The following is a 21,612-nucleotide window of genomic DNA, read 5'->3' on the forward strand; positions in this document are numbered from 1 at the left end:
TCGCGATAGCGGCAGCCCAAACACCACATCTCTGTCAGGAAGTGACAAAAACCGTCACTCACCACTCAGTCCATTCCGCACCAATCGCCATATCGTTATTCATTAACGGTATTTAATTTCCGATTCTTATAGCTATAAAGTCATCCCCCTGCGTACCTGCCGACCAATCGGCGCGCCGCACGACCTGAACCAACACGCAATCCAGCGTGAGTGTCTGATCGACGAGCGCGCCCGTGAGCGCGCCGTGCGTGGGAGATGGAAAGATGTCCGCAGCTACTGCTTCCCCAAGCGCCGCGACCGCCGCGCCGCAATCCTTTGAAATCCGCCCGTTCAGCGGTGCCGTCGGCGCCGAGATCATTGGCCTTGACCTCAGCCGGCCGATCAATGATCAGGACTTTGCGCGCATTCATCGCGCGCACCTGGATCACCACGTCGTGGTGTTCCGCGACCAGCAAATCACCCCGCAACAGCAAATCGACTTCAGCCGCCGCTTCGGCGTGTTGCAGATCCATGTGCTCAAGCAGTTCCTGCTGGCCAACCACCCGGAAATCCTCATCGTTTCCAACATCATCGAAAACGGCCAGAACATCGGCCTCGGTGATGCCGGCAAGTTCTGGCACTCCGACCTCTCTTATAAAGAGCTGCCGAGCCTCGGTTCGATGCTCCACGCGCAGGAGTTGCCGTCCGAGGGTGGCGACACCCTGTTCGCCGATATGCACAAAGCCTGGGACAGCTTGCCCGAGGCATTGCGCAAAGCTGTTGAAGGTCGTTCGGCCGCGCATTCCTACACCGCCCGCTACAGCGAAACCAAATTCGAAGGCAACTGGCGCCCGACCCTGACCCCGGAGCAACTGGCTCAGGTCGCGGAAGTGGTGCACCCAGTGGTGCGCACGCACCCGGAGAACGGACGTAAAGCCCTGTTCGTCAGCGAAGGTTTCACCACGCGCATCGTCGGCCTCCCGGAAGACGAGAGCCAGCAGCTGCTGAGCGAGCTCTACGCCCACAGCGTGCTGCCGCAGAATATCTACCGCCATCAGTGGCAGCCCCACGATCTGGTGTTCTGGGACAACCGTTCGCTGATCCATCTCGCCGCCGGCTGCCCCGCGCACCTGCGCCGCAAGCTGTACCGCACGACCATTCAGGGCGACGCGCCTTTCTGATTCGCCGGAGACTGATCAAATCATGAACGCCCCCTTGCAAGGCCACGCGGCCAGCAACCTGATCGCCCGCAGCGAAGCGCTGCTCGCCGTCGATCATGTCAGCCTCGAATATCGCACGCCGCAACGCGTGGTGCGCGCCACCCACCAAGTCAGTTTTGAAATCGACCCGGCCGATCGATACGTGCTGCTCGGCCCGTCCGGTTGCGGCAAATCGACCCTGCTTAAAGCGGTGGCCGGGTTCATTCAACCGTGCGAAGGCGAAATCCGCCTGCAAGGCGAACGCGTCGACGCACCGGGGCCAGACCGGATTGTGGTGTTTCAGGAGTTCGATCAACTGCCTCCGTGGAAAACCGTCAAACAGAACGTGATGTTTCCACTGCTTGCCTCGCGCACCCTGAAGAAAAAAGAAGCCGAAGAGCGTGCGCTGCACTATCTGGAAAAGGTCGGCCTCGCGGCGTTCGCCGATGCTTATCCGCACACTTTGTCCGGCGGCATGAAGGCGCGCGTGGCGATTGCCCGGGCGCTGGCGATGCAGCCGAAAATCCTCTTGATGGACGAACCGTTCGCCGCACTCGATGCGCTGACCCGCCGCAAGATGCAGGAAGAGTTGCTGCTGCTCTGGGAAGAGGTGCGCTTCACTCTGCTGTTCGTCACCCACTCGATTGAAGAGGCGCTGGTGGTCGGTAATCGCATCCTGCTGCTGTCGCCGCATCCCGGCCGAGTGCGCGCCGAAGTGCACAGCCATCAATACGATCTGCACAGCCTCGGTGGCGTGGCGTTTCAGGAATCGGCGCGGCGCATTCATCGTCTGCTGTTCGACGAGGGCCAGTCGCCGGAAACCGAGCGTGACCACGACTTCAACGACATTCGCATCGCCTATTGAGCGGCCAGGAGGATTACCCGATGAGCCATTCATCATCTGTGCGTGAAGAGTTTGAAATTGTTCTGGAGCCGCTGACTGAAGTGCCGGTCGAGCGGGAGTTGTCGCTCGGCACGCGGCTGTGGCAACAGGGCTGGCTGCGTAAAGGCCTGATCCTGATTGTGCTGGCGGTGCTGTGGGAAGTGGTCGCGCGGATCCAGAACAATGACCTGATGCTGCCGAGCTTTTTGCAGACCAGCCATGCGCTGTTCGATGGGCTGCTCAGCGGTGAGCTGCTGGCCAAGGTATGGATATCGTTGGTGGTGCTGATCAAGGGCTACCTGATCGGCATCGTTCTGGCGTTTGCCCTGACCACGCTGGCGGTATCGACGCAGTTGGGCCGTGATCTGCTGAGCACGATGACCTCTATGTTCAATCCGTTGCCCGCGATTGCCCTGTTGCCGCTGGCGTTGCTGTGGTTTGGCCTGGGGCAGAACAGCCTGATCTTCGTGTTGGTGCATTCGGTGTTGTGGGCGCTGGCGCTGAACACCTATGCCGGGTTTCTCGGCGTTTCCGAGACACTGCGCATGGCTGGGCGCAATTACGGTTTGAAGGGTTTGCGGCTGGTGCTGTTCATCCTGATTCCGGCAGCGCTGCCGTCGATTCTCGCCGGGTTGAAGATCGGCTGGGCGTTTGCCTGGCGCACGTTGATTGCCGCTGAATTGGTTTTTGGTGCGACCAGTGGCAAGGGCGGGCTGGGTTGGTACATCTTTCAGAATCGTAATGAGCTGTATACCGACAAGGTGTTTGCCGGGTTGGCGGTGGTGATTCTGATCGGCTTGCTGGTGGAGAATCTGGTGTTCGATACGCTGGAGAGGGTGACGGTGAAGCGTTGGGGTATGCAGCGCTGATTGATTCAGGCTTGTTTTATGTTGGTATTTCAATGCTTAAGTTTTGTGACAGGGGGCCGTTAAAGGGGCATTGAAATCCACAATGAAAAAGGAATTTTTTCTTTGGCTAGAGAAGGGTCTGAATCGAACGCGAATACATGTAAACCCAATGTTGTAGGTTGGGTTTTGTCGCTGTCGTTTTTTCTTTTTGTTGCAAGCCTCTTCATATCCTCAAATGACCTGCTGACACCGGGTTGGGTTTTGGCTTTAACGTGCGCTTCGATGATCGCGGCCATATTTGGCGTCGTAATTCTGATCGAACAAAAGATTCTGAGACACTTCGGTAATTACGCAGTCTCCGCTTTCTTCTGGACGATACTCCTTGGTGCAGCCACCTACTTTGCCAGGATGAAGGCGGTCAGTGATATCAACAGTATTTTTCCCTTTGATGCGTCGGCCCTTCCTATGACGTTAGTGGCCGGTACTGTTATTCAACTGATGATTTTTCTATTTTGGCCCCTGGTTGTAGGGGCGGTTGTCGCGGCGTTCTATCTTGTCCTCAAAGTACGAGACAGCGAGTTTTGGTCCGAGACACATAAAAATCCATTAGCAGTGATTTTTTCTGCCGCTCTGATTTGTTTCATGACGGGCATGAGTGCGTTTTACGTAGACCATTTTTTCTCGGAGACCAAGCGTCTACAGATCCTGTACAGAGTCGCCCATGCGGCTGATTTCAGTTCGAATTTCAATTGCGCAGGAGTTGATCCGAAGCAGTACCACGTTTTGTTTGTGGGGCCGGAGCAGCGCCGTATCTCAATTGCAGAGATTATTCCGGAAACTTTCATCTATTTTGGACCTCGTGTTGCTGACATCATGCAAGAAGTGACGCTTCCAGGTAAGGAAAGTCTTGAGCTAAATGACTGTTTGCCAGGGATAGCCAAGACCACTGATCCTCTCGCAGAGCGCATCAACGAATTGCATTTTGAAATTAAGCCGATCAACAACTGAGAGCTCATCCCTCTGTTAGCATTGTGTCTGGATCAATCCAGATCAGCCAAGAGTGCTCAGCGTGCAACTCCCGGACATGAACCTTCTGGTCGCCCTCGACGCCTTGCTCGACGAGGGCAGTGTGGTCGGCGCCGCGCGGCGGATGAACCTCAGCCCGGCCGCAATGAGCCGAACCCTGACGCGGATCCGCGAAGCGATCGGTGATCCGATCCTCGTGCGTGCTGGACGTGGCTTGGTGCCAACCCCCAAAGCGCTGGAGTTGCGCGAGCAGGTGCGCGATGTGGTCGAGCAGGCCGCGCTGCTGTTCCGCTCGGCCGACTCGGTGGAACTGGGCACGCTGCGCCGGCGCTTCAGCATCCGCGCCAATGACTTCTTCATCGGCGTCTACGGCGGCAAGCTGTTCGACACCCTCGATCAACTGGCGCCGCACTGTGAGTTGCGCTTCGTCCCGGAAGGCGATGGCGACGATGAAGCCCTGCGTGAAGGGCGCATCGATTTGAGCGTCAGTAATACCCGCCCTGTCACTCCTGAAGTCAAAGTGCAGAATCTGTTTTCGACGCACTTCGTGGGACTGGTGCGAGAAGATCATCCATTGCTCGACGGTGAAATCACTGCCGAGCGCTATGCCGGGTTTTCCCACATCAGCATGTCGCGCCGGGGCATCGCTCGCGGCCCGATTGATACCGCGCTGAATGCGCTGGGTCTGGAGCGGCGCGTCGCGGTGATCGCGCCGAGTTTCCATGCGGCGATGTTTGCGTTGCCTGATTCCGACCTGATCCTGCCGGTTCCCAAAGAAGCTCTGCTGAGTGTGCGCCGGCTCGGTTTGAAACTGCGCTCATTCGACCTGCCAATCCCGTTGCCGACGTTGATGCTGACTCAAGCCTGGCACCCTCGATTCGACAAGGACCCCGCGCACCGCTGGCTGCGCGAAACCCTCAAGGCCTGTTGCGACGAAACCTGGCTGGCTGCACAACCCTAAAGATCAAAAGATCGCAGCCTTCGGCAGCTCCTACATTGGAATGCATATCCCTGTAGGAGCTGCCGAAGGCTGCGATCTTTTGCTTTTAATGATTGTGTCTGGCGCACTTATAACCTGCCAATAAGTCAATTTTCGTCATTGCCAAGCCCGACTAAGATGCTCCGGTATTTTTCCCTCCGGAGTGTGTATTCATGACATCCCTGTCGGCTGCGGTGCCCATCGCTGCGGCCAGCCCGGCGACGGCGGCCGCGCCACCGGTGTTCGGGGCGCGGATCATCATTGGCCTGGTCGGCGTGCTGCTGGCGGTGCTGGTGTCGGGCCTCAACGAGATGGTCACCAAGGTGGCCCTGGCCGACATCCGTGGCGGGTTGCACATCGGTTACGACGAAGGCACCTGGCTGGTCGCCAGCTACACCGCCACCTCGGTCGCGGCCATGGCCTTCGCGCCGTGGTGTTCGGTGACCTTCTCGCTGCGCCGCTTCACCCTTTGCGCGATCGGTCTGTTCACCTTGCTTGGCGTGCTGTGCCCGTTTGCACCGAACTACGAAAGTCTGCTGCTGATGCGCACTTTGCAGGGGCTGGCCGGCGGTGCGCTGCCACCGATGCTGATGACCGTCGCCCTGCGCTTTTTGCCGGCGAATATCAAACTCTACGGTCTGGCCGGCTACGCACTGACGGCGACATTCGGCCCCGGCCTCGGCACGCCGCTGGCCGGGTTGTGGACTGAATACGTCGGCTGGCAGTGGACGTTCTGGCAAATCATCGTGCCTTGTCTGATCGCCATGACGATGGTCGCATGGGGCATCCCGCAGGACCCGCTGCGTTTGGAGCGCCTCAAGTCGTTCAACTGGAAAGGCCTGCTGCTGGGTTTTCCAGCGATCTGCATGCTGGTGATCGGTTTGCTGCAAGGTAATCGGCTGGACTGGTTCGAGTCGAGCCTGATCTGCGGATTGCTCGGCGCCGGTTCGCTGCTGCTGGTGGCGTTTCTGATCAACGAGTGGTCGCAGCCGATTCCGTTTTTCAAATTGCAGATGCTCGGTATCCGCAACCTGTCGTTCGCCTTGATGACCTTGGCCGGTGTGCTGATAGTTCTGCAGGCGGTGGTGTTGATTCCGTCGAGTTATCTGGCGCAGGTGCAGGGTTATCGCCCGGCGCAGACCGCACCGATCATGCTGATCGCCGCTTTGCCGCAACTGATTGCGCTGCCGTTGGTGGCAGCGTTGTGCAACCTGCGCTGGGTCGATTGCCGCTGGGTGCTTGGCATGGGTTTGAGCATGTTGACGCTGTCCTGCCTGGGCGGATCGCTGCTGACTTCAGAATGGATTCGCGACAATTTCTACGTCCTGCAATGGCTGCAGATCTTCGGTCAGCCGATGTCGGTGTTGCCGCTGTTGATGTTGTCCACCGGCAGTATCCAGCCGCAGGACGGGCCGTTCGCCTCCGCGTGGTTCAACACGGTGAAAGGCTTGGCGGCCGTGGTCGCTACCGGGGTGATCGAAGCGCTGACCACCGCGCGCCTGCATTTCCATTCGACCATGCTGGTCGACAGCCTCGGCAATTCGCCGCTGGCCGACCGCAGCGATCCGGGCCTCGCCCATCGCCTGCACGAACAGGCCGTGGTGCTGACTTCTTCCGATCTCTATGTGTGCATGGCCGGCGTCGCGGTGGCGTTGATCCTGCTGATTTTCTGGCTGCCGACGCGGATCTTTCCGCCGCGCGCGCCGACCTGATCGCTGTACTGAAACAGAAGGTTTTTATGACGACTCAAGCAAAGCAAAAACTCGCGGTGACCATCGCCGCCGCACTGGCAGTCGGCGTGCTGGTTTACCTGGCGCTGCCCGGCGTGTTTGGCAAACGTACTCAGCAAAACACCAACGACGCCTTTGTCTCCGCCGACTACACCCTGGTGGTGCCGCGTGTCGCCGGTTTCATCAAGGAAGTGCTGGTGGAAGACAACCAGCAAGTGAAGGCCGGTCAGTTGCTGGCGCTGATCGATGATCGCGATTTGCGCGCTTCAGCCGAGGCGGCGGATGCGCAAACCCTGGTCGCGCGGGCACAGTTGCAGAATGCCAAAGCGACGCTGGAGCGCCAGACTTCGGTAATTGCTCAGGCGCAAGCTGCGGTGGTCTCAGCCAAGGCTGAAATGGCTTTCGCTCAACAGGAATTGAATCGCTACAACCATCTCGCCGGCGTCGGCGCCGGTACTGTGCAAAACGCGCAACAGGCGCGCACGCGCATCGATCAGGCCACGGCTCATCTCGACACCGCCACGGCGAAGCTGGCGGCAGAGCGCAAGCAAGTCGACATCCTCACCGCTCAACGTGACGCCGCCGAAGGCAGTCTGAAACACGCGCAAGCGGCACTGGAAATCGCCAGTTTCGAACTTTCCTACACGCGCATCACCGCGCCGCAGGATGGCATGATCGGCGAGCGCGCCGTGCGCGTCGGCGCCTATGTGACGCCGGGCAGCAAGCTGCTCGCGGTTGTGCCGTTGCAGCGGGCTTATGTCGTGGCGAATTTTCAGGAGACGCAACTGACGGATGTGCAGCCGGGGCAAGAGGTGCAGGTGCGCGTCGACAGCCTTGGTGGTGAAGCCTTGAGCGGTCGCGTGGAAAGTATTGCGCCAGCCACAGGCGTGACCTTTGCGGCGGTGAAACCGGATAACGCCACGGGTAATTTCACCAAGGTGGTGCAGCGGATTCCGGTGAAGATCATGCTGGAACCGGGTCAGCCGCTCGCCGAGCGGTTGCGCGTGGGGATGTCGGTGGAGGCGAGTATTGATACGCGCAGTTCAGAGAAATCCGTGCGTGAGGTGACCCAGCGATGATGGGTGGTAATTCAACTGGCCTCATCGCTGGCAAGCCAGCTCCCACAGGTTCCGTCGGTGGGGCTGAACAATTTGGACAACCTGCACAATCCCTGTGGGAGCTGGCTTGCCAGCGATGGGGTCAGTGGCAGCCACTCATTTTCAGCGCCTTGGTGACAGCAAGCCTCACCGCCTGCACCGTCGGCCCAGACTTCCAGAAACCCGAAGCCACACAAATCGCCGACTGGACTAAGCCGGCCAAGTCAGCCCCCAGCCAAGCTGTCAGCGAACCCCTCAACGAACGATGGTGGGAGGTCTTCCACGACGCGCAACTCTCCGCACTCACTCAGCGTGCGGTGCAGAGCAACCTCGACCTGCAACTGGCCAGCAGCCGTCTGCAGCAAAGCCGCGCCGCCCGCCAGGTGATCACCGCTGACCGTTATCCGAGCACCGCCGCCACGGGCAGTTACGCGCGCAAACGCAACAGCAGCGAGGGCCTGAACGACCCGTCCGGACACAACGGCGATTCCGCCTTCAACCTGTGGGACGCCGGTTTCTCCGCCTCATGGGAACTGGATTTCTGGGGCCGCGTACGTCGCGAAACCGAAGCCGCCGATGCAAACCTCGAAGTCGCCGAAAACGACCGTCGCGGGGTGTTATTGGCCGTACTCGCTGACACGGCGCAAAACTACATTCAGCTGCGCGGTGTACAAAACACCCGCGCCGTCACCGAGCAGAACCTCGACGTCGCCCGCCATAGCCTGAAGCTCTCGCAACTGCGTCTGGCCGACGGTGTGGCGACTGACCTCGACGTCGCCGAAGCCGCCGCGCAAGTCGCCGCGATCGAATCGCGATTGCCGGCGCTGGAGCAACGTCAATCGCAGTTGATCAACGCGATCAGCCTGCTGATGGGCGAACCGCCACAGGCATTGGCTAAGGAGTTATCCACAGACGCCGCCGTGCCGCAGTCGCCGCTGCAAGTCGCCATCGGTCTGCCGTCACAACTTGCCGAACGCCGCCCGGACATCCGTCAGGCCGAAGCGCGCCTGCATGCTGCTACCGCCAATATCGGTGTAGCCAAAGGCGACTTCTATCCGCGCATCACCCTGTCGGGCAACCTCGGCTCGCAAGCCATGCAACTCAGCGACTTTGGCTCGTGGGGTTCACGCGCCTTCGGCATCGGCCCGCAATTCAGTCTGCCGCTGTTCGATGGCGGACGCCTGCGCGGCATGCTGCAACTGCGCGAAGCGCAACAACAGGAAGCGGCGATCGGCTACCAGCAAACCGTGCTGCGTGCCTGGCATGAAATCGACGATCAACTGACCGTCTACAACGCCAGCCAGCGCCGCCGCGACAGCCTCGCCGAAGCCGTCCGCCAGAACCAGATCGCCCTGCGCACCGCGCAACAGCAATACGTCGAAGGTGTGGTCGATTTCGTCAACGTCCTCACCGTGCAAAGCGCGCTGCTGGCAACGCAGGAACAGTGGGTGGAGAGTTCCACCGGCGTTTCGCTGGCGATGGTCGGGTTGTACAAGGCGTTGGGCGGGGGATGGCAGTCGGTTTACCCGGAAGGGCAAATGGCGGCTATGACGCCGGGCGTCGTGAAAGCACAAACCGACATCGACGGTTCTGCCGTGGCTGACCTAAAGTGATGGGCAGGTTGGCGCGTCATACTCTCGTGGCGCTGCGGCGCGGCAAGAGGCAGCAATGGCGGCGAACAGAGTCACGCCAATGGGCGACACGCAAGATCCGTTTGCCGCGCCCGGCTCCTGGTTCGGCAGCTTGCGCTGGGTGCGCTGGATAAAAAATCACTGGCTATGGCCGATCCTGGCGCTGGCCGCATTCGTGCGTTTTTATGATCTGACCGCGGCAGCGATTCTGGGGCGATGAAGGTTCCAGTCTGCTGCTGGGGCGCTATTCGCTGAGTGAAATTTGGCAGCACGCGGCATTCGATGTGCATCCGCCGCTGTACTTCATGCTGCTGCATGGCTGGGTCGAATTGTTCGGGGACGGCATTCTGGCGGTCCGCTCTCTCAGTGCGCTGGCCGGCATTGCGGCGGTGGGGCTGGGCGTGTGGCTGGTGGATCGCCTGGCCACCCGTCGCGCAGCGTTCATCGCCGGTGTGTTGCTGGCGCTGTTGCCGACCGCGGTGCGCTACAGCCAGGAAGTGCGCATGTACGCGCTGCTCGGGGCGCTGCTGCTCGCCGCGAGCCTGGCGCTGGTCTACTGGATCCGCCGCCCGCAACGCCAGCGCTATCTGGTGTATTACCTGCTGCTGATGAGCGCGGCGCTCTACACCCACTATTTCGCCGTGCTCGCGGCGCTGTGTCACTGGCTTTATCTGATCGCGATCCGCGTACAGCGTGGTTACCGGTTCCGGCACATCCAGCGCTGGAACTGGTGGCTGGCGAACCTGACCATCGTTACTTTGTATCTGCCTTGGCTGCCCAACCTGCTTGATTTGACGCAGCACATGCAGCAGCTTGAGGCCGGTGGCGATGTCGGTTGGGAGCCTGCCGTTACGTTGAGTTCGCTGCCGTCGATGATCTGGTCATGGTTGATTCAGGATGACGGTGAAAGTTTGCCGTGGCTGATTTTCGCGGCGTTGCCGCTGGCGATGCTGGGGCTGGCAGTCATCGCGGTGATGCGCGATCGCAGTGTGTCGCGCGGCAGTGTTCTGCTGGCGCTGTACACCGGGCTGCCGCTATTGCTGGTGTATCTGGTGTCGTTCATTACGCCGGTATTCATTGAGCGTTATCTGACGGCGTATGCCCTTGGCTTGCCGATGCTGACGGCGTTGGCCATCGACCGTTTGTACAGCCGCGTGCGGATGTTGGCATTGGCAGTGCTGGTGTCGCTGATCGCCGTGGAACTGGTCGGCGTAAACAACAACGCCACGGTCGACACGCATGATCAACTCGACACGGTCGTGAAGTACGTCAACCAGCATTTCCTTCCCGGTGACCGCATCGTCACCAGCGACATGCTCTGGTATCTGAGCTACGTCTACTACGATCGCACCGGGGCGCAGGTGCGCCTCTTCACTCCACCGAACGCCGATGACCAATCGACGCGGCCAAATGAGTACGGGTTCGGCACGCTGGTAACGAGTGATGTCTATCTGAACAGCCTGACCGAGCTGCCAGCCGGAGGCCGGGTCTGGCTGGTCGGAACCGTCGATGAGCCACAAGAGTTCTCACCGCTACCTGCGACCTGGCAGGCCAGCGCTGAAGTACACGCGGGCGGGATGCAAGCACGCTTGTTCGTGCCCAAACCTGCGGGTGAATAGGCGGGTCAGGATTTCCCCGACAAATCCGCCATGCCCTTGAGCAATTCGATCGGCAACGGAAAGACAATCGTCGAACTCTTGTCCCCGGCAATCGAACTCAAGGTCTGCATATAGCGCAACTGCATTGCGCCAGGCTGGCGACCGAGCATTTCCGCTGCTTGCATGAGTTTTTCCGAGGCTTGCAGTTCGCCTTCGGCGTGAATCACCTTGGCCCGACGTTCGCGCTCGGCTTCCGCCTGTTTGGCGATGGCGCGGACCATCGATTCGTTGAGGTCGACATGTTTGATCTCGACGTTGGCGACCTTGATCCCCCAGGCGTCGGTCTGCGCGTCGAGTACCTGCTGGATGTCGATGTTCAACTGCTCGCGCTCGGCCAGCAGCTCATCCAGTTCATGCTTGCCAAGCACCGCGCGCAAGGTGGTTTGCGCCAGTTGGCTGGTGGCAGAAAGATAATCCTCAACCTGAATAATCGCCTTCTGCGGATCGAGCACGCGGAAATACAGCACGGCGTTGACCTTGACCGAGACGTTGTCGCGGGTGATCACGTCCTGCGGCGGCACATCGAGCACCACGGTGCGCAGGTCGACCCGGACCATTTGCTGGACCACCGGGATCAGCAGGATCAGGCCTGGGCCTTTGACCTGCCAAAAGCGGCCGAGTTGGAACACCACGCCGCGTTCGTATTCGCGCAGGATGCGAAACGTCGAGCCGGCGAGGGCAATGACCAGTAACAGCAGCGCAACAAAACCGATTTGCAGACCCATAATCACTCTCCGAGTGGCGCCGCGTCAGTCGCGGCCACTTGCAGCAACAATCCCTTGCGCGCCACCACGCGCACTGATTGCCCGGTGTGCAGCGGTGTCGCGCTGAGCACTTGCCAGCGCTCACCTTGCAGTTGCACCCAGCCATTACGGGCATCGCCCGGTTGCACCGTAGTGATCGCGGTGACACTGCCGAGCAGGCCGGCATCGCCACTGACCGCGTGGCGGGGGCGGGTTTTCAGGGCGCGAATCAGCAGCGCAATCAACAAGAGAGCGCTGATCAGACCAAGGCCGATCATCATCGGCACCGGCAACTCGGCGTTGCTCAGAATCAGCGCGCCGATCACGAACATGATGATGCCGCCCAGCCCGATCACTCCGTAATTGGGCAGCGCCGCTTCGGCGATCAGAAAGACGATGCCCAAGGTAATCAGCCACAAACCGGCCGGACTCATCGGCGGCAACGGGGTGTCAGCGGCGAGGGCTGAGCCGCTGATCAGCAGGAGCAAGGCAAGCGCACAACATCGGCTGTTCACGTGACCCTCCGCGAGCGTCATGGCTGGTTCTTACAGTCTAGTTGAGGGTTGCGCTGGTTGAACTTTGATCAATGTGCGGATGTGTCCAGTGGGCGGAATTCTCTGCGCCAACCCCTCGCCGAACTAGACTCAAAGACACGGCAACCACCGTTCAGCGCAACACCGAGGTGCATCATGCGCATGGCAAGAAAAGTACAGAGCAGCCTGAACCGGGCGCACTGCGAATACGACATCGTCGCCCACCGACACTCGTCCAGCAGCCTGGAAACCGCACGAGTCGCCGGGGTGCCCGCCGAGCGCGTGGCCAAATCGATCATCCTCGACGACCACCACGGGCACTACCTGATGGCCGTGCTGCCGGCCAGTCGTCATCTGGACCTGAGCAAGGTACGCACCAGCGGCGAATGGCAACTGACCCGCGAAAGCAATCTGGCGCAAATCTTCGACGACTGCGAACGCGGCGCGGTACCGCCGCTGGGTGGCTCTTATGGCCTGGACATGGTCATCGACCCGTTGCTGACGCGGCAAAAGGATATTTATCTGGAGGCGGGCAACCACAATTACCTGCTGCACATGAGCATGCCGGAGTTTCTGAAAATGGTGCCGCATGCCGAGGTGCGGGAGTTGAGTGATTAAGTTTTGTGGTGCCGGCACTGACGCCTTCGCGAGCAGGCTCGCTCCCACAGGTTGATCGCATTCCCCTGTGGGAGCGAGCCTGCTCGCGAGTAATCTTCCAAACAGCCCATTTTTTGAAGGAGTTGATCAATGGAAAGCCCAACACACAACCTCCCATCACTATTCAAACAACTCGGCCTCCCCGACGAACCGGTCGACATCGACAAATTCATCGCCACCCATTCCCCGCTCAAACCCGACTTGCATTTGGCTGATGCGTTTTTCTGGACGAAGAGCCAAGCGGAGTTTTTGCGTGACGAGATTCTGGATGACGCCGATTGGGCGGAGGTGGTGGATCAGTTGAATGTGATGTTGCGCAAGGGGAGAGCGGGGTAATCGCTACGTTGGAAAAGGCCAGGCCCGTGCTGTATGAACCAGCGCCATAATCCAGATCACATCCTGATCTGACTGGTAGACAAGACGGTAGCTGGGATGGGGAATTAATTCGCGAGTGCCAGCAATGATGCCGACCGGGCCAATCTTGGGGTTCTGGGATAGGCGCGAAGCCGCTTCGGTGAAGCGGCGATCCATGTCGAGCGCTGCGCCTGGATTTTTTGCGTGAAGGTAGTCCCAGATTTTTTCGCGATCCTGTACGGCATTTTTACTCCAGATAATCTTCATCCTTGATTTTCTACCTGCCTGCGCCTGGCGGCGAATTGTGCTTCAACTTCCTCGTTGGACACACCTTCACCGGCTGCCATCGATTCTCTTGCAAGGTCGACTTTTCGTTGCAGGAAGGCTTCGTACTCTCGGGCTTCCTGTTGTATGCGAACAAACTGACGCATCATTTCTCGCATGATCTGCGAAGCAGGGCGATGGGAGGCCTCTGCCTCCGCCATGAACTGCTCACGCAGCTCTGGTTCAAGCTTCATTGTAAAAACGGCTTGTTTTGACATCTGCAGATTCCTTCAAGGTTCTCGGTACTGACGAGGTATATACATCGTCATCACATGAATTAGAAAGCTTCAGTTTGTGCGAGCGACCAGTGGAGCAATTTGTTTCAAAACTTGACTGAAATTCCCCTCCAATGCGATATTGATAGTTAGCAAACTAACAGTGTGCATTTCCTCGTGCCGAACGAACTCGACGCTCTCCAGATGAACATCAGCAGTGCCATGGTGGTGGCCGCCAGGCATTGGCGGAAGATCTGCCAGACCACGCTGGTCAACTACGGAATCTCCGAAGCCTGCGCCGTGCCGCTGTTGATGATCGGCCGTTTGGGCGAGGGCGTGCGCCAAGTGCAAGTGGCGCAGGCGGCCGGGATGGAGAGTCCGTCGCTGGTGCGTCTGCTCGATCAGTTGTGCCATTCCGGCTACGTCTGCCGGACCGAAGATGCCCAGGATCGCCGCGCCAAGTGCCTGAGCCTGACCGACACCGGTCGTGAACTGGTGCAAGCGGTCGAGATCGAACTGGTGCGCTTGCGTCATGAGGTGCTCGAAGGCATCGAGCAAAGCGATCTGGAAGCTACGCTTCGGGTACTCAGAGCTTTTGAGTCGGCCCATCCGCCTGTGGTGATCAATTCTTGAACGGTTTTTTCTCTGGCATTCCGCCGGCCCGCGACTGGTTCTACGGGGTGCGGACTTTCGCAGCGTCGATGATCGCGCTGTACATCGCCTTGCTCATGCAAATGCCGCGTCCGTATTGGGCGATGGCCACGGTGTATATCGTCTCCAGCCCGTTTCTCGGGCCGACCAGTTCCAAGGCCTTGTACCGCGCCATCGGGACTTTTCTCGGTGCCGCGGCGGCGGTTTTTTTCGTGCCGATGTTCGTGCAGAGCCCGTATGTACTGGTGGTGGTCATCGCGCTGTGGACGGGCATTTTGCTGTTCCTGTCCCTGCAACTGCGCACGGCCAACAACTACGCATTGATGCTCGCCGGTTACACCCTGCCGCTGATCGCCTTGCCGGTGGTGGATAACCCGCTGGCGGTGTGGGACGTAGCAGAGGCGCGCACCGAAGAGATTTTCCTCGGCATCGCCGTTGCCGCCGTGGTCGGCGCGATGTTCTGGCCGCGTCGACTGGCGCCGGTGTTCAACGATGCCGTGAGCAAGTGGTTCGCCGACGCAACGACCTATAGCCTGAAATTCCTCAGCCGCGACGTGCAGCCCGAAGAAGTCACTGCGCTGCGCATGGCCATGGTTGCCAACTTCAACAGTCTCGAATTGATGATCGGCCAGTTGCCCCACGAAGGCGCACTACCGCAAACCGTGCGCAACACCAAAGAACTGCGCGGGCGGATGATTCATCTGTTGCCAGTGATCGATGCGCTGGAAGATTCGCTCTACGCCCTAGAGCGGCGCACGCCGGAACTGGTGGAAAAGTTCGCACCGCTGCTGGCCGCAACCCGCGAATGGCTCGCTCATCAAGACGCCGATCTCGACCGCTGGCAAGCGCTGAAAGATCAGCTCGAAGCCCTGCAACCGAGCGTCGAAGCACTGCAAGACCGCAAACAACTGCTGTTCTCCAACTCGATTTATCGCCTCGGCGAATTCATCGATTTATGGCAGGACTGCCGCAGTCTGCAGGACGCGATTCTCTGCGAGCGCCAGGACAGCTGGCGCGCGGTCTACCGTCACTGGCGCCTCGGTCGTCTGACGCCGTTCATTGATCGTGGGCTGATGCTCTACTCGGCGGCCTCGACCGTTCTGGCGATCATCACCGCCTCGGTGCTGTGGATTCTGCTCGGCTGGCCGGACGGCGGCAGCGCGGTGATTCTCGCCGCGGTGGCCTGTAGCTTCTTCGCCTCGATGGACGACCCGGCACCGCAGATTTACCGGTTCTTTTTCTGGACCGGCATGTCGGTGTTGTTCGCCAGCCTTTATCTGTTTTTGATTCTGCCCAACTTGCATGATTTCCCGATGCTGGTGCTGGCGTTTTCCATCCCGTTCATCTGCGTCGGCACATTGACTGTACAGCCGCGGTTTTTCCTCGGCATGCTGCTGACGCTGGTCAACACCTCCTCGTTCATCAGTATTCAGGGCGCTTACGACGCGGACTTTTTTGCCTTCGTGAACTCCAACCTGGCGGGTCCGTTAGGGCTGTTGTTCGCGTTTATCTGGACGCTGGTAGCGCGCCCGTTCGGCGCCGAACTGGCGGCCAAACGCCTGACTCGCTTCAGCTGGAAAGACATCGTCCACATGACCGAGCCGGCCAACCTTGCCGAGCACCGCAAATTGGGCGTGCAGTTGCTCGATCGACTGATGCAGCACCTGCCGCGTCTGGCCCTCACCGGCCAGGACACCGGCATCGCCATGCGCGAAGTGCGCGTCGGCCTGAACCTGCTCGATTTACTCGCCTATACCCCACGGGTGACCGGCGCGCCGAACGCACTGTTGCAGCAAGTGGTCAGCGAGGTCGGCGAGTATTTCCGCGCTTGCCTCAAGGCTGGCGAACGCTTGCCGGCGCCAGCGCCGTTGCTGATGACTCTGGATCGCACTCGCCGCGCGCTTAATGGCCACGGTGACGATGAAACCCGTCTGAACCTGTTGCACGCCTTGAGCGGTTTGCGTCTGGCGTTGTTGCCCGGCGTCGAATTCGTCTCCAGTGCCGACTCCGAAGAACCGCTGCCTGATGGAGCGCCCCTATGATCGGTGATCTGGACATCAGCGGCATTTTCCTGCCGACCCTGCTGGTGTTGATGGGTATCACTTATGTGCTGTTTTTGCTGGTGCATGCCGTGCTTACGCGCGTGCACTTTTACCGTCTGGTCTGGCACCGGGCATTGTTCAACGTGGCCCTCTATGCCGTGCTTCTGTACGGCGTGGACTCACTCAGTCGATACCTGATGACATGAAAAAACCGTTTTTGACCATCGGTCGCGTGGTACTGACCCTGCTGATCGTGACTTTTGCCGTTGTCCTCGTCTGGCGCATGGTGATGTATTACATGTTCGCGCCGTGGACCCGTGACGGCCATATTCGCGCCGACATTATCCAGATCGCCCCGGACGTCTCCGGGTTGATCCAACAGGTTGAAGTGAAAGACAACCAGTTGATCAAGCGCGGCCAGGTGCTGTTCAGCATCGATCAGGACCGTTTCAAACTGGCCCTGCGTCAGGCCAAGGCGGCCGTCGCTGATCGCGAAGAAACCCTCGCTCAAGCCCAGCGCGAAGCCAAGCGTAACCGTGGCCTCGGTAACCTGGTGCCGGCCGAGCAACTGGAAGAAAGCCAGTCGAAGGTCGCCCGCGCGCAATCGGCACTGGCCGAAGCCATGGTCACTGTGGACAGTGCGCAGCTCAACCTCGACCGCTCGGTAATCCGCAGCCCGGTGGACGGCTACGTCAACGACCGCGCGCCGCGTCCGCAGGAATTCGTCACCGCCGGGCGTCCGGTGTTGTCGGTGGTCGATAGCAATTCGTTCCACATCGACGGCTATTTCGAAGAGACCAAACTCGACGGCATTCATGTCGGCCAGTCGGTGGATATTCGCGTAATCGGCGACCGCGCCAAACTGCGCGGGCATGTTGAAAGCATCGTCGCCGGTATCGAAGACCGCGACCGTACCAGCGGCAGCAACCTGTTGCCCAACGTCAACCCGGCGTTCAGCTGGGTGCGGCTGGCGCAGCGGATTCCGGTGCGGATTGCCTTTGACGATGTGCCTGAAGATTTCCGCATGATCGCCGGGCGTACCGCCACTGTTTCGATCATCGACGATCAGCCACGCGACGACCGCAAGCAGGAGCCCGTGCAATGAGCCGGGCGCTGATGATCGCCGGGTTGGGCGTGATGCTCTCGGCCTGTCAGATGGTCGGGCCGGACTATCAGGTGCCGGAGGATGCGGCGGTTCAGCGCAAGGATTTTCAGGGCGAACTGGCGGTTGCCGGAAAACCGGTCGTCTCGGCGCCGGTGCCGGCGGATTGGTGGCGTCTTTATAAGGATGCGCGGCTGGATCAACTGGTGCAGCAGGCCATGGCCTCCAACACCGATTTGCGCGTCGCGGCGGCGAACCTGCAACGGGCTCGAGCTCAGGTCGATGAGGCCGAAGCAGCGGGCGGCTGGAGCGCAGGTGTGAAGATGGGCGCGCAGCGTTTGCAAGAGTCTGGTCAGGCATTCTTGCTGCCGGAAAAAGTCCCGGTCGATAACGTCGGCGACATCGGCATTAGCGCTTCTTATCAGTTCGATCTGTGGGGCACCTTGCAGCGTGGCATCGAAGGCGCGAAGGCCAATGCCGACGCGACCCAGGCCGCGGCAGACACGGCGCGGATCACTTTGGTGGCGGACGTGGTTCGTGCTTACACCCAAGTCTGCGCGGCCAATGAAGAACGGGAAATCGCCGAGCATTCCCTGGACCTGCAATCGCAAAGCACCACGCTGATCCAGCGTCTGCGTGACGCCGGACGTGGCGACGAAACCCAGGTCACCCGCTCGCAAACTCAATTCAAATCCCTGCGCGCCGACCTGCCGCGCTATGAAGCGGCGCGTCAGGCCGGGTTGTTCCGTCTGTCGATGCTGCTGGCGAAACCGGTTGATCAGTTGCCCGCCGGCACCGCGACCTGCGCCGAGTTGCCGAAAATCGCCCAATTGGTGCCAGTCGGCGATGGCGCCGCGCTGCTCAAACGTCGTCCGGACATTCGTCAGGCCGAACGACGACTGGCTGCTTCGACCGCCGGGATCGGCGTCGCCACGGGCGAGTTGTATCCGGACATCAGTATCGGCGCGACCATCGGCACTGTTGGTCTCATCGATGACTTGGGTGATCCGTCGACCAACCGCTGGGGCTTTGGCCCGTCGCTGAGCTGGAAAGTGCCGACCAACGGCGCTCGTGCGCGAATCCGCGAGGCAGAAGCGGCGACCCAAGGCGCCTTGGCGCACTTCGACGGCGTGGTGCTCAACGCCATTCGCGAAACCCAGACCGGTCTGGCCCAGTACAGCGCATTGCTGCAACGTCGCGACGCACTGGCCGACGCCGAGCAGTCGGCAAAGCTGGCGGCCGACCAGACCCACCGCTTCTTCCAGGCCGGTCGCGAGTCGTTCCTCGCTGATCTACAAGCAACGCGCACCTACACCGATGTCACCGCACAACTGGCCGCCGCCAACACCCAGGTTGCGATGAGCCAGATCGATTTGTTCCTCGCCTTGGGCGGCGGCTGGGAAAGCGGACGAACGCACGCTGCAAGCCCCAGCAAACCCTGAGGCCGTTGCTATGCTTTGAAGTGTTGAAGGGGCGCCCCGTGCAAAGCGCCCCTTCAGCGCACATTGCTAGCGCTGGTCTAGGGGAAACCAATAATGAAAAACCCTTACGCTCTCGGCTTCTGGTGCGCCCTGGTAGCGTTGGTGCTGCTCTCGGCCACTTATTTCTACGGCATCATGCTGGCCCACCAGATCGACAAGGCCATGGTTTTCCTCGACAGCGCCGTCGCGCTGATTGCGGTCATGGCAATTGTGGTCGTGGCTTGGGCCTCGGTTCAGGTGCAGCGGGTCAAGAAACGCCAGCTCGAACAGGGCAAAACCCTGGTGCTGATCTGGGACACCAAAGTCGCCCTGCGCCGAGTCGAAACGGTGTTCGACCGGTATTTCTGGGGTAGCTACTGGCAACCCGGGCGGACCTTCGCCGAAGTCATGGGCGAACTCACCGGCACGCCATTGGAAAAAAGTCTCGAAGCGCTGAAAAAGCAGTGTCTGGAACTCGACAAGCAGATTGATGGCGAGGGCTGGCACTGGCTCAACAATGCCCGGGAATTGTCCGATGTCGCTACAGCCATGGCCCGCGAGCGTTATCAACTGGATTTCTGCGATCCGCGCGCGGACGGGCCGGGCGGGGCGGTGATCGATCGGGATTTTGAAGTGCTGGTTTACACCTGGACCGCGCGGCTGAAAAGCTTTGATCATCAGTTGGATGAGATTGAGGTTCAGTATTCCTGAACAGCAAAAGATCGCAGCCTGCGGCAGCTCCTACATTGGAACGCGTTTCTCTGTAGGAGCTGCCGCAGGCTGCGATCTTTTTGCTTTCCCGAGTGTCCATAGACACTCTTTAACCTTTAAACATTGGGCCAGCTCACGCGCCCGGTGCTAATCTCCACCGCTGAATTCAGCGCAGTCGAGCCGCGACCCGGTCACGGGTTCAGGGAAGACGACCACACTCACAGCCACGGAAATCGATCAGGTCATTCATGAATAAATCAGCAGGCGTGCTTCTCGGAATTGTTGTTGCCATCGGCGCGATCAGTGCAGGCGGGGCCTGGTACACCGGGACCAAGATCGAAGGCGTGCTGAACAACGCCGTCACCAACGCCAACCAAGAGCTGCAAACCGCGATGGCCGGCTCCAACGGCACCGCGTCGCTGGAACTGGTGTCGCTGGAGCGCCACACCTTCACCAGCACCGCGCACTACCGCCTCAAAGGTGAGGGCGAGATGTTCGGCGACAAACCAGTGGAATTGCTGTTCGTCGATCACATCGAGCACGGCCCGCTGCCATTCTCGCGTCTGGTTTCGCTGAAATGGCTGCCAGTCATGGCTACCAGCAACTACGAGCTGGAAAAGAATGCGGCCACCGAGAAGTGGTTCGCCGCCACCAAGGGCGCCGCGCCGCTCAAAGGCGTGACCAGCCTCGGCTACGACGAATCCACTACCAGCACCCTCGACCTGCTGCCGTTCGAAACCGCACTGGATGAGCAGTCGAGCCTGAAGTTCTCCGGCCTGACCATGAACATCTCCGCCAACGCCAAAGCGCAGAAGGTCAAGGCGGACGGCTACATGGACAACCTGAAACTGGTTACGGTGGCTGAAGATCAGGCGCCGGTGCAGGTCGAACTCAACGGTCTGACCCTGGCCAGCAACCTCGCCAAGAGCAGCTACGGCTACTACACCGGGGAAAACACCCTGGTGCTGACCAACAGCAAAACCACCTTCGGCACCAAGCAATCGGTGCTCGGCGTGAAGAACTTCGAAATGAAGAACCTCACCGAAGAAAACGGCAGCAATGCGTCCGGCCGTGCGGACTATAAGGTTGGCGAAGTCAGCCTCAATGACAAGAAAATCGGCTCGGCCAATATGGCCATGAGCCTGAAAAACCTCGACATCCCGTCGACCATGTCGCTGATGCAGATTTACCAGACCAAATTGCAGCCTTACGAAAAAGCCGCCGCTGAAGCCGCCGCCGCTGGCCTGCCGGCACCTGAGCTGAACCTGACCGAAGCTGAAAGCGCGCAAGTCAAAGCCGATCTGCAAAAACTGCTGGCTGCCGGCCCACAGTTTGCGCTGGAAAACCTCTCGTTCAATACCGCCAACGGTGAGAGCAAGGCCAATCTGGTGATCGACCTGACCAAGCCGCAATCGATGGATCTGCCGCCGGATCAGTTGGGCAAACAACTGATCGCGTTGCTCGACCTGAATATCCAGGTGTCCAAGCCAATGCTGGTCGATCTGCTCAGCGTGCAGGCGCAACTCGACGGTCAGACCGATGCCAAAGCCATCGTCGATCAATCCAAGGAAGCGGCCGACATGTTCGCCGGCATGGCCGTCGGTTCGCAGTTGGCCGTCGTCGACGGCACCAACGTCGTGACCAAGCTGCATTACGCCGCCAATCAGGTCGAATTCAACGGCCAGAAGATGACCGTCGAGCAGTTCGTCGGCTTCCTGATGAGCAAGTTCGCAGGCGTCACGCAAGTGCAGTAATTCTGCGTTCTTAATAGCAACGCCCGGCCTCTGTAT

Annotated in this window: 22 protein-coding genes and 1 pseudogene; 18 read left to right on the forward strand and 5 right to left on the reverse strand. The window is 59.9% G+C overall.

The features are described from left to right. Window positions 1-263 precede the first annotated feature (263 nt). The 3 genes from ACZZ0A_RS26450 to ACZZ0A_RS26460 are packed head-to-tail and all read left to right on the forward strand — an operon-like array spanning window position 264 to window position 2,930. Window positions 264-1,160 carry a TauD/TfdA dioxygenase family protein gene (locus ACZZ0A_RS26450; RefSeq protein WP_007918313.1) on the forward strand — a complete coding sequence of 299 codons (897 nt, stop codon included), beginning with the start codon at window positions 264-266 and terminating at the stop codon, window positions 1,158-1,160. A 22-nt stretch (window positions 1,161-1,182) separates the two neighbouring features. After that, window positions 1,183-2,043: an ABC transporter ATP-binding protein gene (locus tag ACZZ0A_RS26455; RefSeq protein WP_463543931.1), complete on the forward strand. Its 861-nt coding sequence runs from the start codon at window positions 1,183-1,185 to the stop codon at window positions 2,041-2,043. A 20-nt stretch (window positions 2,044-2,063) separates the two neighbouring features. After that, window positions 2,064-2,930: an ABC transporter permease gene (locus ACZZ0A_RS26460; protein ID WP_123375676.1), complete on the forward strand. Its 867-nt coding sequence runs from the start codon at window positions 2,064-2,066 to the stop codon at window positions 2,928-2,930. 59 nt (window positions 2,931-2,989) lie between these two features. Here the strand turns inward: ACZZ0A_RS26460 and ACZZ0A_RS26465 are convergent, their stop codons facing one another. Continuing rightward, window positions 2,990-3,205: a hypothetical protein gene (locus tag ACZZ0A_RS26465; protein WP_157279744.1), complete on the reverse strand. Its 216-nt coding sequence runs from the start codon at window positions 3,203-3,205 to the stop codon at window positions 2,990-2,992. Here ACZZ0A_RS26465 and ACZZ0A_RS26470 point away from each other — a divergent pair. From ACZZ0A_RS26470 to ACZZ0A_RS26495, 6 genes and pseudogenes are all read left to right on the forward strand, one after another. Next, on the forward strand, window positions 3,192-3,917 hold the full coding sequence (locus ACZZ0A_RS26470; protein WP_007918319.1) for a hypothetical protein: 726 nt from the start codon (window positions 3,192-3,194) through the stop codon (window positions 3,915-3,917). The genes ACZZ0A_RS26465 and ACZZ0A_RS26470 overlap by 14 nt on opposite strands. A 61-nt stretch (window positions 3,918-3,978) precedes the next feature. Continuing rightward, window positions 3,979-4,896 carry a LysR family transcriptional regulator gene (locus tag ACZZ0A_RS26475; protein WP_016985559.1) on the forward strand — a complete coding sequence of 306 codons (918 nt, stop codon included), beginning with the start codon at window positions 3,979-3,981 and terminating at the stop codon, window positions 4,894-4,896. A gap of 191 nt (window positions 4,897-5,087) precedes the next feature. Beyond that, on the forward strand, window positions 5,088-6,626 hold the full coding sequence (locus ACZZ0A_RS26480) for an MFS transporter (protein WP_007918322.1): 1,539 nt from the start codon (window positions 5,088-5,090) through the stop codon (window positions 6,624-6,626). A 26-nt stretch (window positions 6,627-6,652) separates the two neighbouring features. Then, window positions 6,653-7,723, forward strand: coding sequence for an HlyD family secretion protein (locus ACZZ0A_RS26485; RefSeq protein WP_007918323.1), 1,071 nt, complete (start codon window positions 6,653-6,655; stop codon window positions 7,721-7,723). Continuing rightward, complete coding sequence (locus tag ACZZ0A_RS26490; RefSeq protein ID WP_259740583.1) at window positions 7,720-9,354, forward strand: efflux transporter outer membrane subunit; 1,635 nt, start codon at window positions 7,720-7,722, stop codon at window positions 9,352-9,354. The genes ACZZ0A_RS26485 and ACZZ0A_RS26490 overlap by 4 nt, the downstream gene beginning before the upstream one ends. A 55-nt stretch (window positions 9,355-9,409) precedes the next feature. Then, a pseudogene (locus ACZZ0A_RS26495) lies at window positions 9,410-10,991 on the forward strand (glycosyltransferase family 39 protein). 5 nt (window positions 10,992-10,996) lie between these two features. Here the strand turns inward: ACZZ0A_RS26495 and ACZZ0A_RS26500 are convergent. Both ACZZ0A_RS26500 and ACZZ0A_RS26505 read right to left on the reverse strand, forming a co-directional pair. Beyond that, entirely contained in the window at window positions 10,997-11,755 is a 759-nt protein-coding gene (locus tag ACZZ0A_RS26500) for a slipin family protein (protein WP_007917711.1), read from the reverse strand. A gap of 2 nt (window positions 11,756-11,757) precedes the next feature. After that, the gene (locus ACZZ0A_RS26505; RefSeq protein WP_238539513.1) at window positions 11,758-12,288 is read right to left on the reverse strand and encodes an NfeD family protein; all 531 of its coding nucleotides are present in this window, start codon (window positions 12,286-12,288) and stop codon (window positions 11,758-11,760) included. A 174-nt stretch (window positions 12,289-12,462) separates the two neighbouring features. Between ACZZ0A_RS26505 and ACZZ0A_RS26510 the strand changes: the two genes are divergently transcribed. Both ACZZ0A_RS26510 and ACZZ0A_RS26515 read left to right on the forward strand, forming a co-directional pair. Continuing rightward, on the forward strand, window positions 12,463-12,924 hold the full coding sequence (locus ACZZ0A_RS26510) for an aminoacyl-tRNA deacylase (RefSeq protein ID WP_463543932.1): 462 nt from the start codon (window positions 12,463-12,465) through the stop codon (window positions 12,922-12,924). Between the two features lie 129 nt (window positions 12,925-13,053). Further along, window positions 13,054-13,299: a DUF2789 domain-containing protein gene (locus ACZZ0A_RS26515; protein WP_007917708.1), complete on the forward strand. Its 246-nt coding sequence runs from the start codon at window positions 13,054-13,056 to the stop codon at window positions 13,297-13,299. 3 nt (window positions 13,300-13,302) lie between these two features. Here ACZZ0A_RS26515 and ACZZ0A_RS26520 read toward each other — a convergent pair whose 3' ends face one another. Both ACZZ0A_RS26520 and ACZZ0A_RS26525 read right to left on the reverse strand, forming a co-directional pair. Continuing rightward, window positions 13,303-13,584 carry a type II toxin-antitoxin system RelE/ParE family toxin gene (locus ACZZ0A_RS26520; RefSeq protein ID WP_007917707.1) on the reverse strand — a complete coding sequence of 94 codons (282 nt, stop codon included), beginning with the start codon at window positions 13,582-13,584 and terminating at the stop codon, window positions 13,303-13,305. After that, entirely contained in the window at window positions 13,581-13,859 is a 279-nt protein-coding gene (locus ACZZ0A_RS26525; RefSeq protein ID WP_414894959.1) for a CopG family ribbon-helix-helix protein, read from the reverse strand. Before ACZZ0A_RS26525 ends, ACZZ0A_RS26520 begins: the two co-directional genes overlap by 4 nt. Window positions 13,860-14,060: 201 nt before the next feature. On the opposite strand from ACZZ0A_RS26525, the gene ACZZ0A_RS26530 reads away from it, so the two are divergent. The 7 genes from ACZZ0A_RS26530 to ACZZ0A_RS26560 all read left to right on the forward strand — a co-directional run bounded on the left by ACZZ0A_RS26530 (window position 14,061) and on the right by ACZZ0A_RS26560 (window position 21,576). Continuing rightward, the gene (locus tag ACZZ0A_RS26530; protein WP_095113886.1) at window positions 14,061-14,489 is read left to right on the forward strand and encodes a MarR family winged helix-turn-helix transcriptional regulator; all 429 of its coding nucleotides are present in this window, start codon (window positions 14,061-14,063) and stop codon (window positions 14,487-14,489) included. Beyond that, complete coding sequence (locus tag ACZZ0A_RS26535) at window positions 14,486-16,549, forward strand: FUSC family protein (protein ID WP_463543933.1); 2,064 nt, start codon at window positions 14,486-14,488, stop codon at window positions 16,547-16,549. The genes ACZZ0A_RS26530 and ACZZ0A_RS26535 overlap by 4 nt, the downstream gene beginning before the upstream one ends. Further along, window positions 16,546-16,755, forward strand: a complete 210-nt coding sequence (locus ACZZ0A_RS26540) for a DUF1656 domain-containing protein (protein ID WP_007917703.1) — start codon at window positions 16,546-16,548, stop codon at window positions 16,753-16,755. Before ACZZ0A_RS26535 ends, ACZZ0A_RS26540 begins: the two co-directional genes overlap by 4 nt. After that, window positions 16,752-17,654, forward strand: a complete 903-nt coding sequence (locus ACZZ0A_RS26545) for an efflux RND transporter periplasmic adaptor subunit (RefSeq protein ID WP_007917702.1) — start codon at window positions 16,752-16,754, stop codon at window positions 17,652-17,654. Before ACZZ0A_RS26540 ends, ACZZ0A_RS26545 begins: the two co-directional genes overlap by 4 nt. Then, window positions 17,651-19,093: an efflux transporter outer membrane subunit gene (locus ACZZ0A_RS26550; protein ID WP_463543934.1), complete on the forward strand. Its 1,443-nt coding sequence runs from the start codon at window positions 17,651-17,653 to the stop codon at window positions 19,091-19,093. The genes ACZZ0A_RS26545 and ACZZ0A_RS26550 overlap by 4 nt, the downstream gene beginning before the upstream one ends. A gap of 93 nt (window positions 19,094-19,186) precedes the next feature. Next, window positions 19,187-19,822: an NADH:ubiquinone oxidoreductase subunit N gene (locus ACZZ0A_RS26555; protein ID WP_095113887.1), complete on the forward strand. Its 636-nt coding sequence runs from the start codon at window positions 19,187-19,189 to the stop codon at window positions 19,820-19,822. A 248-nt stretch (window positions 19,823-20,070) separates the two neighbouring features. Further along, entirely contained in the window at window positions 20,071-21,576 is a 1,506-nt protein-coding gene (locus ACZZ0A_RS26560; RefSeq protein WP_095113888.1) for a YdgA family protein, read from the forward strand. The last annotated feature ends 36 nt before the right edge of the window (window positions 21,577-21,612 follow it).

The organism is Pseudomonas sp. AC242, from assembly GCF_979258655.1.